This is a genomic window from Oryzibacillus soli, from assembly GCF_051594765.1.
GTDB lineage: Bacteria > Bacillota > Bacilli > Paenibacillales > NBRC-103111 > Paenibacillus_AR.
The window spans coordinates 13,047-27,020 of sequence record NZ_JBPPGJ010000027.1 but is presented as its reverse complement, the minus strand read 5'-3'; the positions used below and the strand labels follow the sequence as shown (position 1 = coordinate 27,020).

Sequence of the window (13,974 nt, the reverse complement as noted above, 5' to 3'; positions counted from 1 at the left end):
AAATATAGCTGGTGGCGTATGAATATTATCCATAGAAGTGGCCGGGCGCCGAAAGCCGCCATTCTTGGTCAAAATTCCTCTTGATGGTGAAGTTCAGCCGTTCTACCTGACCCAAGGGGACGATTTCCCGCCCCTGGATGCCCAATGGAAAGATGCATTGCGTTTTGCGATTCGCAAACTGCCTGGCGCCGTACATGTCCTCCACCTTGCCATCTTACCGAGCTGTACGCTCCTCGTTCAAGTTCGGAGATTTACTTCTTCTGCGCCGCTATTTTCAGCAGCACCGTTACAGCTTCGGCCCGGGTCGTCTCCCCATTCGGGGCGAATTCATCCCCGCCTCTCCCCGTCATCAGACCGAGCTTCTTCAACGACGCCACTGCGTTCTTTGCCCAGGCGGGGATATCCCCATCATCCGCGAAGCCGGTTGCCGTGCTCGCATCCGCCGGCAGCCCAAGTGCTCTGGCCGCCATCACCGCCATCTCGGCACGGCTTATTTCCGCATCCGGACGGAAGCTTCCGTCCTCGTAGCCTGATAACAGATTAGCCTGCACGGCCTGTGCCACCGCTTGCAGGGCCCATGCACCTATCTTCTCCGTATCATGGAAGACCAGCTTCGCTCCTTGGCCTTGTGCTCCCAACGCATTCATCAGCATGACCGTAAATTCCGCCCGTGTTACAACAGCATCCGGCCTGAATGTGCCGTCTGGATAGCCGCTGATGATCCCTTCGCCAGCGGCTTGGGTAATTTGGGCCTCCGCCCAGTGTCCGGAGATATCGCTGAAATGCATCGCCGCTTTCTCATCTGCGGGATCCGGCTTTTGGCCTTCATCAAGCACCGCAAATTTCGTAAAGTGATTGATCCCTACGGCGATGTGGTTACCATCTACTACCGTGCCGCCAGCTTTTGTCCAGATCCGCTTCTCTTCGTCGTAGTAGAAGACGGAAGGCTGCACACTTTTCGGCTCAAAGGCGATGGTCAGGGTTACCGGACTGCTGAAGTTCTCCGGAAAGCTCTTCAGGATCTCGAATACTGGACTGGCCAAGACCTCATGGTGCGTGAGCAGTCTTTGTGTATTCCCTACTCTTTGAACGGTTACATGCAGATCTTGCGCGAATGCATTCGCAGGAATGTGCAGCTTGATCTCCTTGTCCAAGCTGACCTCCCCTGCTCTGCCCGCCGCTAGTGAGAGTGTACCGTTAGTAGAGATGACTATACCGCTGGGGGGCGCAGACGGTGAATCACTTTCATTACCGCCTCCGCTATCAGGGGTTACGCCTGCAGCCTCGTGTGTTAAGGTTAGCTTATATTGCTTCACCGTCGTTCTATCTTCCGCGGCGACTTCAATGGTGATCGTGTTGGTACCACCTGTGATTAAGTCTATAGGTGCGCTTTCTTCTCCGCTCAACACCGTCATGCCGTTTACCTTCATCCTGGCGGTGCTATCGTATACGCTGGCCGTAACCGTGATACTGGAAACATCATTCCCCACATGGGCACGATATTCGGTTATGCTGGCTTCAAATGCAGGATCCAATTGGCCCCTCGACAGAATCAAGCTTTGTAAATCCGCATTATTGCTGCCCATCCTGTCCACGGTCAGGGTATACCCTTTCTGCGTACCATCCTGTGCCCTTACCGCAATCTGAATCAGGTTGGTCCCCACAAGCAAATTAGACGCCCGATAGGTATAGACTTGATCGGTTACGGAGCTGTAGGCTGCCCCCGTCACATGAAGCCGTTCATGGGGTTCCGCTTTCGTTAAGGACAACACGAGACTGGAGACCTCGTTAGGTATGTTCACCGAGTAATCCAAAATGGAAGGGTTAAACGCGGGTGACATGATACCTTGATCAAGGGTAAAGCCACTTAACTCCGCAATACCCGATGCGGCTCGGGTGACAGTCAACATGTAGGTTTTGGTGCTCCCATTCTGGGCCGTTACCGTAACCGGAATGGAATTCTGTCCGACGCTTAGATTCACTGTGGTTGAGCTGCCGCTGGAAATGGCCTCACCGCTGACCGTTATGGTGGCGGTACTGTCGTATACGCTGGCCGTAACCGTGATGCTATGGACCCCATTCGCCACATTTGCGGTATAAGTGGTGGTATCTTCCTCAAACCCCGGACTTAACGAAGCATCTGATAGCGTAAGCATACTTAGATTATTATTTTCACTCGGGGCCTCCCTCATAATAACGATCCGATACAACGTGTGTTGGGATGCATCCGCAGATGTAACGGAAATCGGAATCGTATTAGAACCGACTGATAGGGCTATGGGTCCAAAACTGGCGCCATTCGGCGCACTTACATCATTAATCGTCATAGTGGCAGAGCTATCGTTCAAAGCCGGTGTCAATGAAATGCTGTCCGTTTTATAAGGTACTTCCATCGCATAGTCGGTAGCGGAAACCGGATGCAGCGTTCCGGACGATACAAGTATCTCTCTTATAGTGGCATCATGGGGATAAGGTCGGAATAGATGAAAATGGTAGGTCTTCGTCGTAACATGGTCCGAAGCCGTTACTTTCACGTCAAACGTGTTCGTATTGTAATTCAAGTTAAGATTGCCGGTTGACGCCCAATACCCCAGGCTAACCCAGCTTCCGCCATTAAATGAGTATTCCATGGTTGCTTCGGGGTCCGCAGTCATAAAGGCAGTAAAGTAGTTATTTGTCGAACTCCCAAAAGTGGCCGAATATTCGGTCGTGCTTGAATTGAAGGCCGGGGAATACATATTCTCCATATAAATAGTGGACAAATCGGCATTGCCGGAGGCCATCGCTTTTTTCCCATCTGTCAACATGAAGGACAAGAACAACAAACATACCATTCCCATCACTACCATAACCGGATATAAGAAGCCTCTAGAAGTTTGGGGTCTGTTCATATTCATCCCACTACTTTCCTCTAATCTAGTCGATTCCGTGCATAGCCCGCTTTGTCGTTTAATGCTTCTACCAATTATAGCTAAAATCTATATTGTTTGCATTTAATTTAATATGAAACATATTATCGCATCCGCCGCCTGCTCCACAAAATCAGCAAACCCGGCCTATGATATAGGCCGGGTCGGGAATAAAGATGAATTCACAAAGAGATATCGAGAAAGCCCTTCTCTCTTATAAGCGCTGTTCGGTCACTCCCGTTACCGGATCGAAGATCAGCATCTTGGTTCCGATCTTATCGATGAAGAAGCGATCATGACTTACCGTAATGACCGCGCCGGGAAAATGGATGAGAGCTTGTTCCATAACCTGTATGCTCGTGAGGTCCAGATGGTTGGTCGGCTCGTCCAAGATAATAACGGCCGCTCCCGAGAGAAGACACTTAGCCAGCGCCACCCGAGCTTTCTGCCCGCCGGACAGATTACCGATCGCCTTGCTCAGATCCGCCTCCGAGAATTGCAGCATAGCTAGGAATTTGTTCACCTTCTTGCGCGGAGCGTCCAGTCCCAATCCATACGTATTCACCGCGTGGCTGACGGTATCCTTGGGATCAAGCTCCTCCCACATCCGATTGAAATAGGCATAATGAACCCCTTTCTCCCAGATAACCTCCCCGGAATCCGGCTTCTCCTGCCCGGTAAGCGCCTTAATGAGCGTGGACTTCCCGCTTCCGTTCGGTCCTACGATGACCAAGCGATCTTCCTTCTGAATATCGAAGCTAACGTTCTCGAAGATCTGTCTGCCTTCGTATGTCTGCCCAATCTTCTTCACTTCGCACAGCTTGTCCGGGAAGCGCAACCTCTCGTAGATGTCGGTAATCAGCACGTTAACGGGATGCGGCTCTATCCGCTTCTTGTTATCCGCCAGTTTACGCGAGAGTCGGTCCTTGGAGCCGGAATTCCGGTTCGCGCGATCGTCGATCGCCTCGGATTCCATGAGCAGCAGCTCTTCCTCCCACTCGAACTGGCGGTCCAGCTCCTTCTTGCGCATCTTCTTCTTACGGACGTAATCGCTGTAGTTGCCTTCGTATTCCTGAAAATGATAGTTCTCGATCTCGATCGTGCGCGTGACGACCTTGTCAATAAATTGCCGGTCATGCGACACCAGAATCATAGCTCCCTTGAATCGGTACAGCCACTGCTCCAGCCATGCGATCCCTTCCATATCCAAGTAATTCGTCGGCTCGTCGAGCAGAACGACATCGGGCAGCTCGATTAGCATCTTCGCGAGCGCCGCGCGGTTACGCCATCCTCCGGACAACTCATCGATTGGCTGGTTGCGGGATCTGTCGCTAAAACCTAGCTTCGTAAGCACCGTATTAATCTCGACGGACACGTTCCAGCCATCGAGATGATCCATCTGTTCGAATAACTCCGCTTGCCTTGCCAGCAGCGCATTCATCTCGCTATCGTCTGTAACCATGCCCAGCTGATCTCCGACCTCTTGCAGCTCTCGTTCGATCAGGGCAACCGTTTCGAAGCACGACTCCAATTCCTGCTGAACGGACCGGCTTCCGCTGAGTTCCGAGAATTGCGAGAAGTATCCGATCCGCACCTGAGGATCTATTTCTACTCTGCCGGAAGTCGGCTCTTCCTTACCCAGGATGAGCTTGAATACTGTCGACTTACCGGCGCCGTTCCGTCCGATTAGGCCGATACGTTCCCCTTGCATAACTCGAAAATATATGTCGCGAAAGATCATGGACTCTTCATACTTCTTCGTGACGTTCTCCAACCGTATTACGCTCATGGCTATCACCCTTCTGCTTCCAATACTCTAGAGTGATTATACCACCCTCGCCTGACGGAACGTTAACGGCCGATATGCTTTGTTATTCTTTCACATGGTGGAGCAGCTCGGTATCAATCTTCACATACACTAGGATTTTCCAGTGATAAGCTTACAAATATATGCTTATGACACTTTAGGAGGGTAATACAATGAGCAAGTACGACGAAGCCATGAAGCTGCTGGAAGAACAAGTGGGTAACAAAGACGCCCTGATCTCTCTGTCCACCATCGCGCTGGAACCGGGGGCCAATGGCAAAAGCCGTCCTGCCGCCCGCATTGTGGACGCCTATTATGAGGACGGCGCGTTCTACACCGTCACGTACGCAACCTCAAGCAAGATGCAGCAGATCGCCCAAAACCCGGAAGTCGCCGTTTGTATCATTGTCGAGAATTTTACAGCCGATGGTATCGGTGAAAACCTGGGTTGGGTATGCGACGAGAAAAACGCGGAGATGATGACAAAGCTGCGCGTCATATTCGCCGAGTGGTATAACGTAGCCAATAACGACGAAGACCCTAACACATGCTTGCTGCGCATTCGCCTGACCAAAGGCCTGTGGAATGACGCCCATAAAGGGATTAGGAATGAGATTGATTTTGTCCATAAGACGGTAAATTAGGTAGTCTATCTGGGCGTAATATGAGCTAGGTCCATGGTAAGTTAAGATGGCTCGCCGGGTTACTCGGGAGGGGTAAAAGTGGAGGGTATGAATAGCTTCAGTAAAATTGGAGAAGGACAAGATGCAGAAGTATATGCCATGGAAGATAACAAAGTATTGAAGTTATTTCGAAATTCAAATGATGAAAAAGTGGCTCTACGTGAAATGGAGATATTAAAAACAATGTATCGGAGTGGTTTGCTTGTTCCTAAGGTTTATGAATATGTAAATATATCAAGTAGACCCGGATTCGTTATGGAGCGAGTAACGGGAAATAGTATTTTATCAACAGTTGAAAAAAGACCTTATATAATGTTAAGAGTGTCAAAGATGTTTGGTCAGTACCATTCAGACATTCATAAAATTGCAGCTCCGGTTGAGATTCCTTTGTTAAAGGAAGGTTTAGAGAGGAGTATAACTGCAGTTCATTGTCTCGACGATGAAATTATTCAATATACCTTGAAGTTACTGTCTGAATTACCTGATGGAAATTGTATTTGTCATGGTGATTATAACCCGTCAAATGTTATTATCAACGGCGATAGTCCTGTATTTCTGGATTGGGGCGGTGTTAGTAGAGGTGATGCTACATCTGATGTTGCTCATACATTATTGATACTAAAAAACGGACAATTCCCACCAAATACCTCTTTTTTATTTAAACTCGCTTTAAAATTGGGACGAAATGCATTTGCAAATATTTATTTACGAACCTATCAACACTATAACCAGCTTGACCTATCAGTGCTTAGTAAATGGGAAATGGTCAGGGCTGTCGGGAGGCTTAGTTACGGGGGGAAAGAAGAGAGACCTGCTCTCGTAAAATACATAAAAAAATTCCACGAAAATAAAGGTAATAATAGGGTTATTTTATTCTGAATAATAGGATGACAAGTGGCAGCCAGGACATGGCAGCGGGCCGGGCGCTGTCCACGTCGCTTTGCTCATGGAACGACTGAAAACAGGTTGGATATTACATGGTCCAGAAACTGATCCGCATCGCTATTGAACTTCCAGCACACCCCGAACTTATCCACCAGCATACCGAAGCAGGATGACCACGGCGTATTGGATAACGGCATGATCACATGGCCGCCAACCGATAGATGATTAAAGTAAACCTCCAGCTTTTGTTTGTCCTCATAGACTAAACTGATCCATACGTTGTTTCCCTTCACCAACTCCCCTGTTACGCTCTTCATGGAAGGCAGCACATCTGACATCATGATTTTCCCGCCTGCGAATTCGATCGAAGACTCCATAATCATATTGCATTCATTTTCGGGCAGCGGGTAGCTTGGATTTTGTGGTAAGTCCCCAAACTTGACCTTTTTCACTACCGTTGCCTGAAGAGCCTCCGAATAAAAATCGATCGCTTGTTCGGCAACCCCATCAAAATTCAAATACGTAATAGCAGACATCCAGCATGACCTCCTTCTTGTGATACTTGTAGTATAATGGACGAAAGATGACATCTAGGTGTCACTGTTCTGAAACCATGCAGAAAAAAAGAGGGCCATGATGGACAAAGTGGAGAGACTCATTTCGATTATCATGATATTGCTGAAAAAAGAGGTTGTTTCTACAACGGAATTTTCAGAACTGTTCCATGTCTCCAAAAGAACGATTCTTCGCGATATGGAAACATTGAGCTTAGCGAATATCCCGATCTACTCCGTCCATGGGGTGAATGGCGGCTACGGCATCATGGATGAATACAAGGTGGATAAACGCCTGTTAAACAGCTCCGATCTAGAGAATATATTAACGGCGCTCGGTGGATTGGAACAAATCCTCCTTACCGAAGAAGTGGAACGAACGATAAAAAAAATAGAGGCAATGGTCAGTCCATTGTCTCTGCATCGTTCCATTCAACTGTCGTTTTATGATTGGGAAGGTCGGTCCGAGATTCTTGAAACCTTAAAGACATGTCAAGAATCCATTTTGAAGAAAAGGCTGGTTTCGTTTGATTATACAGATAAAGACGGGGCTGTAACGAATAGAATGGTCGAGCCCTATGAGCTGCATTTTAGTGAATCGAGTTGGTACTTGAGGGGTTTCTGTTTACATCGACAGGGATATCGAACATTCAAATTATCACGCATCGATCATATTACCGTGGATGAACGCGCGTTTCATCCCAGAGACGATTGGTCCGAGCAAGGACATCAAGCAAGTTATCTCCCGCGGCTCGTCACGATAAAGGCATGGATATCGCCTAGTATAAAAGATCAAATCATCGAAAGGTACGGTCGGAGGAGTATGGAAGACCATAAGTCCGGATTATTAATGGCGACCATTCTGGTCCCTCAAAACGATACGGGATTTCAATTCTTAGCTAGCTTCGGCACCCATCTAACAGTTGTAGAGCCCAAAACCTATGTGGAAGAGTTTCGAAACTATTTATATCAAATGATGGAGAACTATTCTTGATAAGGTCTCGTCGTTAGCTCGTATGAGCGATAGCGCTGATCTCAATTAATTGCTCAGGGAACGCCAGCGCTGTCACCCCAATGAGACTGCCGGCGGGACGGTGATGCCCCATATATTCTTTAAACAACTGGATACAAGGCTCGAAATGTTCCTTCACGTTTGTCAGGTAAATCTCAACATAAGCAAGATTGGACCTCGTGACGCCGAACCCCGCCAGTACGCGATCTAGATTATCAAGCGTCTGCCGGGTCTGCGCCTCGATGTCTCCCTCACCGACGAATCTGCTTTGCATATCGTGGGAAAATTGACCCGAAACATAGATCGTTCCGTTCATCGAATACCCCTGGGATATGCCGCTCCCTTCCTCCCATGCAACGCCATGATTAAATGTTCTTGCTATCCTCATTTTTGTTCTCCTTTCGTTCATAGTATGGTTAGTATAAGATGGTGGCAAACAAAAAAGTAGTACGCACTTTATTGATAGGTACTACCAGAAAGGATAGTGTTAACATGGGTATGGCTCAATACAAAGGCAAAGTGAAGCATCTTCAGGACACTCCCTTCGGTTATACACTTTCCGTCATTGGCGGCAAGTGGAAGATGGTTATTATCTACCTCCTAGCGGAGAACGAGCCGGTTCGATTTAACGATCTGAAGAGACAGATCGGGGTGATTACGTATAAAACACTGAGTTCGCAGCTCAAGGAGCTGGAGCAGGATGGAATGGTGGAACGGAAAGAATACCCCCAAGTTCCTCCAAAAGTGGAGTACCGACTTACAGATAAAGCAAAAACCCTACTCCCTATTCTTGAAGGGTTATGTGAGTGGGGAGCGCATCACCAACAGCCCTCTGTAATAAATAAAGACGTATGACAACTGTCTGTCATACGTCTGATACCTTATACTGCGTCATTTGTGATACGGTTCACCGCGTTGTCAGTAACGGCAAGTTTTACCTTGGACAAATTGAATAACATCCATCGCAAATCTATCCGGTTCTTCAAAATGAGGCAAATGACCACTCTCATCATAAATTTTCAAAAACCCGTTCCTAACGTCTCTTACAAATGCTTGTGTCTGCTCTTCACAAATAACCGGATCATGCCTTCCCTTAATTAGAAGAACTGGAACTATCAGGTCTTTAAGACTAGGAAGCAATGAATCAAAAATACGCCCTTCGTCAATTAATTTGGAAAAATGTATGTTACTGCGTCTCCCAAACTCCACCATCTGACTATCCGAATAATGGATCTTGCTGTAGTTATTACCGTCATTTGGTGTATAAACTTTCATTCTTAGTTCACCTAGTCCTTGACCTAATTCCATAAAAGCATCTAAGGTTTCGCGCGGTGGCTGATTCCCGTTTGCTACCGCTAAACATTCTCGTGCTTTTTCAACATTCCCAATGGACTCGTATAGACTTGAAGCTTTTCGTAACCAATTCCTAAAGGATTTAATAAAATCGAAAGATGGTCCCTCCATAATCAAGCATTCAATTGAGTTCGGATAATAGCTAGCATAGAGCACTCCTAAGAAACCTCCAAATGAATGCCCAAGTACGGACCATCTTTGAATACCTAGATTTTTACGAAGTTGCTCACAATCCTCCACCAAATCTTGAAGATTCAGTGGTTCATTTTCCTCAATTGCATCAGAACGCCAAACCCCACGCTGGTCAATACTAATTAATCGAAGTTTGTCTGAAAGTCGTTGTGTCTGATGTAACATAAATTCATAACAGCTTTCTCCTGGTCCACCATGCAGGTATAAAAGCGATGGAGCATTTTCATTACCGTGAATCTCCACATACAACCGTTTTCCCCGAACCTCTATTAGAACGCCCTCCATAGAAATCTCCTTTCTTTTAAAAAGACTGATTTCTACAATGCATATATATTTCTGTATAATGCGAGGACTTCCTTTTTTATACAATAGTCTTTACTTGAACCAGCCTTTCTCTTTGAAGTTTTTGATGGCTTCTATCCGGTTACCGACATTAAGTTTATCGAGAATAACGGATATATAATTACGGACCGTACCTGTCTTAAGGAAGAGCTCGCTGGCAATTTCCTTTGTATTCTTGCCGTCTGCCATAAGGGTCAGCACCTCATTCTCGCGTTCCGTTAATGGGTTTACTTCCGTGAATGCAACGTCTATCAGCTCCGGTGCATAGATGCGCCTTCCTGCCATTACGCTGCGCATCGATCCCGCCAGCTCCTCACTGGGGCTGTCCTTCAGCAGATAGCCGTAGACTCCCGCTTTAACGGCACGATCAAAATAACCCGGCCTGGCGAAGGTCGTCAGGATAATTACCTTGCATCCGCTCCCCTTCAGCTCCTCTGCTGCATCCAGCCCGCTTTTTGTCGGCATTTCAATATCCATAATACAAATGTCCGGCTTCAGCTCCTTCACGAGCTTTACCGCATCCTCGCCGTTATAGGCTTTTCCGACGACGGTAATGTCCCCTTCCAGCTCAATCAACGTGGCTAATGCTCCTAGAAGCATCTTCTGATCCTCAGCAATCACAACCCGTATCATCGATGCCCCTCCTACTCCTGGCGATTATAGGAATTCGGCACTTTCATCACTACCGTCGTTCCTTGGTCCGTTATCATGTCTAGGCTCCCGTTTACGAATTCTAACCGTTCGCGCATGCCCCGAATACCGTTACCTCGAACATGGTCCACCGGTATTTTCATTCCTATGCCATTATCCCTGATCGTGACGACGAGCTCCATCTTACCTGGTTCGATTACGATATCACAAGCAGTAGCCTGGCTGTGCTTCACGACATTGGTTACAGCTTCCTTGAGACACATACTAATGACATTCTCAACAATGAGCGAGGTATTATTCAATCTCGGATCGCCGGTGACGCTGAACTTTATTTGGGCTGCCTTAAGTACCTGATGAACGCGATGGAGTTCATCATCCAGCTTTATCCCTCTCATCTGCGTGACCAATTCTCGAACTTCTTTCAATGCAATTCGGGCTGTCTGATGAACATCCTGCATTTCGGCTGCAGCCTGCTTGGTATCGTGGTTGATCAACTTTCCGGCAAGCTCGCTCTTCAGTCCAATCAGAGACAGCCTCTGGCCGAGCGTATCATGCAAGTCACGGGCGATCCTTTGCCGTTCCTCGAGCTTAACCAGATCCGATATCCGCTTGTTTGCATCATCGAGCTGACCTTGTAGCCTATCTTCTTTACTGCGGTTATAGGTGTTGATCGGCAGCAATACGACGGTGATTAAACAGAGGAGGACAAAAGGAAGCTGTTTGAGAAAGTCCGGCTTTAGCATAATGAACCCATAGTTGACCGCCACTAACGTACTGGCAATATGAATGGAGTACAGAATAAAGAATACGGTACGGTTCCTCAAATAGCCAAGAAAAAAAGCCAAAAACAGCGAGAAATAAATATAGCCGAACATGATGCCCATTAGGCACGAGATTGCAATTTGAACGATTGTCCAGAAGTAGACGAGCTTGCCCTTGGATACAATCGACAACACGTAACAGATTAAATAAACGAATATCATGGAGATGCCAATGACAATGTCGTACGTGGAGGAGGATCGAAACACAAAATAAAAGGGAAAGATGTAAAAGACAACCCATACATACGGGTTGAGTCCAGTATGTTTGCGCAATACTTGACTCCACTTGTTCATAGGTCTTTTACTCCACCCTCTTTCCCTTCGCTCATGAACTTTCTTGTGGACGTTGTCTCAGCACAAACGGCTGATTCTCAACGGATGGGGTGACAGCGGTTTCTTTCCGCATCGCTTTCGCTTCCCTGAAAGAAACGAACTTCTTGCCCCCTTCACTCCACAGGCGATAACGCAATGATTTCAAGCTTGTCGACATTGTGATGGTTGTGGCTTTCTGAAGCGGCGGCACCGCTTGATGTGCTTTTTCCAAATAATAATTAGGAATCTTCGGGCTCAGGTGATGTACATGATGGAATCCGATATTACCCGTGATCCATTGAAGCATCTTCGGAAGCTTATAATAGGAGCTGCCTTCGACCGCAGCCTGCACATAGCTCCACTCTTCCTCATGCTCAAAATAGGAATCTTCAAACTGATGCTGAACATAGAACAGCCAAATACCCAGCACACCGGATACGAGAAAAATAGGGGCCTGCACCAACAATAACGCCTTCACTCCAACTAACAAGCCGATGAGGAGGTACAGCGCAACAATGGACACGTTGGTCACGTACGTATTGATTCGTTCCTGGTGTTTCGCACCCTTGCGATTAAATCGATATTCGATCAAAAATACCGCAATAGGCCCGATGAAAAACATGACAAAAGGGTTGCGGTATATTCGATATTGAAGTTTACGCCACCAGGTAGAAGCTGCATATTCTTCTGTAGTAAGGAGCCACATATCGCCGATTCCTCGTTTATCAAGGTTGCTGCTGGTCGCGTGATGAATCGAGTGGGTATGCTTCCATTGCCGGTAAGGTACGAAAGTTAGAACCCCTGTAATGGTACCCAACACATCATTCGCTGTACGGCTCTTAAAGAAAGACTGGTGACAACAATCGTGGAATATAATAAACGTGCGAACAACGAGGGCACCCGTAATTACCGCAAGCGGCAGCATCAGCCAAAACGATACCGCGAGCGCTGCATAGGACGTATACCAACATACCAATAACGGCGGAATAGTGGTAATAATTTGCCAAATACTCGTTTTCGTATTTGTTTCCTCGAATGGGACGACAGCTTGCTTGAGCCTAATCACTTCACTCTTCATCGACGAAATACAGCCTCCTTCGAATTCCCTGGTACGTCTCATTATACGAAACGACAGCTTCGGGGGTAAGACATAAACGTCAAGACTAGGACGTGACAAATGTCATATTTGAAGAGATCGATGAAACAAACCTGTTCCTTTTATGATAATGGTTTCATACGTGATAAACAATTCGTTGGTAATAATTCGAACATTGTGTGACATAGGGATGGTTTTTTTTGATTCTTATTTTTAACCATTACACATGTCACTATTCTATAGAACCCTTATGGACTATTGTTGAACTTAGTGAAATTAATCCTTTCACACATAACGAAATGGGGTATTTTTATGGGCTATCCACAATTGAAAATAGGTCATATGTTACCGAGTCTTCCCGTTATTCAGGGTGCCATGGGGGTAGGGATTTCTTTACATGGACTTGCTTCTGCTGTTGCTAATGCAGGAGGAATTGGTACCATATCAGGAACTGGGATTACTGTAGAGGAAATGAGATCACAAATAAGAAAGGCGAGGGATTGTATAAAGAATTCCGGATATATCGGAGTAAACGTCCTTTTTGCCATGAATGATTTTGCCCAAAAAATGAAAGCAGCCCTTGAAGAAAAGGTTGATTTCATCATATCTGGCGCTGGGATCTCAAGGGATATATATACTTGGGGTAAGGAAGCCGGCATCCCCGTCCTCTCCATTGTGTCCTCGGCGAAGCTGGCCAAGCTGTCAGAACGTCTTGGTGCTGCTGCTGTTGTTGTAGAAGGCCACGAAGCCGGCGGTCACCTGGGTACGGAAAGACCTTTGTTTGATATTTTGCCTGAAGTAACTGCAGCCGTCACCATTCCGGTTATTGCTGCTGGAGGAATTCTGTCTGGAGACGATCTTTTAAGAGCTTTACGTGCGGGGGCATCTGGAGTACAACTTGGAACGAGGTTCGTCGCTAGCGAAGAATGCGATGCACCATTATCTTTTAAGGAGAAATATGTAAACGCCCAGCAAGGAGATACCACCTTGATTCAATCATGTGTCGGGCTCCAAGGTCGTGCGATCAAGAACCATTTCACCAATCTTATTTCTGACGATAAAAAGGTAAAGATCAAGCAGTGCTTAAATTGCCTGAAAGACTGTTCTTACCGCTTTTGTATCCTTGATTCCTTGAACAATTCTATGAATGGGGATTGCGAGAATGGTCTTGTATTTGCTGGATCCCGAGTACATGAAATCAAAGAAATCTTGCCGGTCAAAACGATCCTTACCAATATGATGAGTGAATATAAAAAAGCATGCTTATGATGTAAGTTATCGTAGCGATACTGCCATCCAAAATGGCACTTTGAAGTGGGTAGTCCACTTTAAAGTGCCTTCTTACGCATGAATTACT

13 protein-coding genes are annotated in these 13,974 nt (G+C 46.7%); 5 read left to right on the top strand and 8 right to left on the bottom strand.

The annotated features are described in order from the left end of the window. Positions 1–251 precede the first annotated feature (251 nt). Both ACSEXW_RS25835 and abc-f read right to left on the bottom strand, forming a co-directional pair. The gene (locus ACSEXW_RS25835) at positions 252–2,897 is read right to left on the bottom strand and encodes a cadherin-like beta sandwich domain-containing protein (RefSeq protein WP_438449072.1); all 2,646 of its coding nucleotides are present in this window, start codon (positions 2,895–2,897) and stop codon (positions 252–254) included. Between the two features lie 226 nt (positions 2,898–3,123). Continuing rightward, positions 3,124–4,698: a ribosomal protection-like ABC-F family protein gene (gene abc-f / locus ACSEXW_RS25830; protein WP_438449071.1), complete on the bottom strand. Its 1,575-nt coding sequence runs from the start codon at positions 4,696–4,698 to the stop codon at positions 3,124–3,126. Between the two features lie 191 nt (positions 4,699–4,889). On the opposite strand from abc-f, the gene ACSEXW_RS25825 reads away from it, so the two are divergent. Both ACSEXW_RS25825 and ACSEXW_RS25820 read left to right on the top strand, forming a co-directional pair. Continuing rightward, positions 4,890–5,360 (top strand): pyridoxamine 5'-phosphate oxidase family protein, encoded by a 471-nt coding sequence (locus ACSEXW_RS25825; protein WP_438449070.1) that lies wholly within the window; start codon positions 4,890–4,892, stop codon positions 5,358–5,360. 87 nt (positions 5,361–5,447) lie between these two features. After that, a complete protein-coding gene (locus tag ACSEXW_RS25820) occupies positions 5,448–6,278 on the top strand; it encodes an aminoglycoside phosphotransferase family protein (protein ID WP_438449103.1) in 831 nt (276 codons plus the stop codon). Positions 6,279–6,343: 65 nt separating this feature from the next. On the opposite strand, the gene ACSEXW_RS25815 is transcribed toward ACSEXW_RS25820, so the two are convergent. Further along, complete coding sequence (locus ACSEXW_RS25815; protein ID WP_438449069.1) at positions 6,344–6,820, bottom strand: VOC family protein; 477 nt, start codon at positions 6,818–6,820, stop codon at positions 6,344–6,346. Between the two features lie 100 nt (positions 6,821–6,920). Here ACSEXW_RS25815 and ACSEXW_RS25810 point away from each other — a divergent pair, with 100 nt between their 5' ends. Next, positions 6,921–7,832 (top strand): helix-turn-helix transcriptional regulator, encoded by a 912-nt coding sequence (locus ACSEXW_RS25810; protein ID WP_438449068.1) that lies wholly within the window; start codon positions 6,921–6,923, stop codon positions 7,830–7,832. Positions 7,833–7,845: 13 nt separating this feature from the next. Here the strand turns inward: ACSEXW_RS25810 and ACSEXW_RS25805 are convergent, their stop codons facing one another. Beyond that, positions 7,846–8,238 carry a RidA family protein gene (locus ACSEXW_RS25805; protein WP_438449067.1) on the bottom strand — a complete coding sequence of 131 codons (393 nt, stop codon included), beginning with the start codon at positions 8,236–8,238 and terminating at the stop codon, positions 7,846–7,848. A 104-nt stretch (positions 8,239–8,342) separates the two neighbouring features. On the opposite strand from ACSEXW_RS25805, the gene ACSEXW_RS25800 reads away from it, so the two are divergent. Beyond that, positions 8,343–8,705 carry a winged helix-turn-helix transcriptional regulator gene (locus ACSEXW_RS25800; RefSeq protein WP_438449066.1) on the top strand — a complete coding sequence of 121 codons (363 nt, stop codon included), beginning with the start codon at positions 8,343–8,345 and terminating at the stop codon, positions 8,703–8,705. Between the two features lie 63 nt (positions 8,706–8,768). Here the strand turns inward: ACSEXW_RS25800 and ACSEXW_RS25795 are convergent, their stop codons facing one another. The 4 genes from ACSEXW_RS25795 to desA form a co-directional block, all read right to left on the bottom strand. Then, positions 8,769–9,680, bottom strand: a complete 912-nt coding sequence (locus ACSEXW_RS25795; RefSeq protein ID WP_438449065.1) for an alpha/beta fold hydrolase — start codon at positions 9,678–9,680, stop codon at positions 8,769–8,771. 90 nt (positions 9,681–9,770) lie between these two features. After that, the gene (locus ACSEXW_RS25790; protein WP_438449064.1) at positions 9,771–10,370 is read right to left on the bottom strand and encodes a response regulator; all 600 of its coding nucleotides are present in this window, start codon (positions 10,368–10,370) and stop codon (positions 9,771–9,773) included. An 11-nt stretch (positions 10,371–10,381) separates the two neighbouring features. Then, positions 10,382–11,503 carry a sensor histidine kinase gene (locus ACSEXW_RS25785; protein WP_438449063.1) on the bottom strand — a complete coding sequence of 374 codons (1,122 nt, stop codon included), beginning with the start codon at positions 11,501–11,503 and terminating at the stop codon, positions 10,382–10,384. A 31-nt stretch (positions 11,504–11,534) separates the two neighbouring features. Beyond that, complete coding sequence (gene desA, locus ACSEXW_RS25780; RefSeq protein ID WP_438449062.1) at positions 11,535–12,599, bottom strand: Delta(5) desaturase DesA; 1,065 nt, start codon at positions 12,597–12,599, stop codon at positions 11,535–11,537. Positions 12,600–12,929: 330 nt separating this feature from the next. Here desA and ACSEXW_RS25775 point away from each other — a divergent pair, with 330 nt between their 5' ends. Then, positions 12,930–13,886 (top strand): NAD(P)H-dependent flavin oxidoreductase, encoded by a 957-nt coding sequence (locus tag ACSEXW_RS25775; RefSeq protein ID WP_438449061.1) that lies wholly within the window; start codon positions 12,930–12,932, stop codon positions 13,884–13,886. The last annotated feature ends 88 nt before the right edge of the window (positions 13,887–13,974 follow it).

Coding starts and splice junctions, on each gene's coding strand:
- ACSEXW_RS25820 (WP_438449103.1), top strand. CDS start 5,448: ATGAATAGCTTCAGTAAAATTGGAGAAGGACAAGATGCAGAAGTATAT.
- ACSEXW_RS25815 (WP_438449069.1), bottom strand. CDS start 6,820: ATGTCTGCTATTACGTATTTGAATTTTGATGGGGTTGCCGAACAAGCG.
- ACSEXW_RS25775 (WP_438449061.1), top strand. CDS start 12,930: ATGGGCTATCCACAATTGAAAATAGGTCATATGTTACCGAGTCTTCCC.
- abc-f (WP_438449071.1), bottom strand. CDS start 4,698: ATGAGCGTAATACGGTTGGAGAACGTCACGAAGAAGTATGAAGAGTCC.
- ACSEXW_RS25795 (WP_438449065.1), bottom strand. CDS start 9,680: ATGGAGGGCGTTCTAATAGAGGTTCGGGGAAAACGGTTGTATGTGGAG.
- desA (WP_438449062.1), bottom strand. CDS start 12,599: ATGAAGAGTGAAGTGATTAGGCTCAAGCAAGCTGTCGTCCCATTCGAG.
- ACSEXW_RS25835 (WP_438449072.1), bottom strand. CDS start 2,897: ATGAATATGAACAGACCCCAAACTTCTAGAGGCTTCTTATATCCGGTT.
- ACSEXW_RS25800 (WP_438449066.1), top strand. CDS start 8,343: ATGGGTATGGCTCAATACAAAGGCAAAGTGAAGCATCTTCAGGACACT.
- ACSEXW_RS25785 (WP_438449063.1), bottom strand. CDS start 11,503: ATGAACAAGTGGAGTCAAGTATTGCGCAAACATACTGGACTCAACCCG.
- ACSEXW_RS25790 (WP_438449064.1), bottom strand. CDS start 10,370: ATGATACGGGTTGTGATTGCTGAGGATCAGAAGATGCTTCTAGGAGCA.
- ACSEXW_RS25825 (WP_438449070.1), top strand. CDS start 4,890: ATGAGCAAGTACGACGAAGCCATGAAGCTGCTGGAAGAACAAGTGGGT.
- ACSEXW_RS25810 (WP_438449068.1), top strand. CDS start 6,921: ATGGACAAAGTGGAGAGACTCATTTCGATTATCATGATATTGCTGAAA.
- ACSEXW_RS25805 (WP_438449067.1), bottom strand. CDS start 8,238: ATGAGGATAGCAAGAACATTTAATCATGGCGTTGCATGGGAGGAAGGG.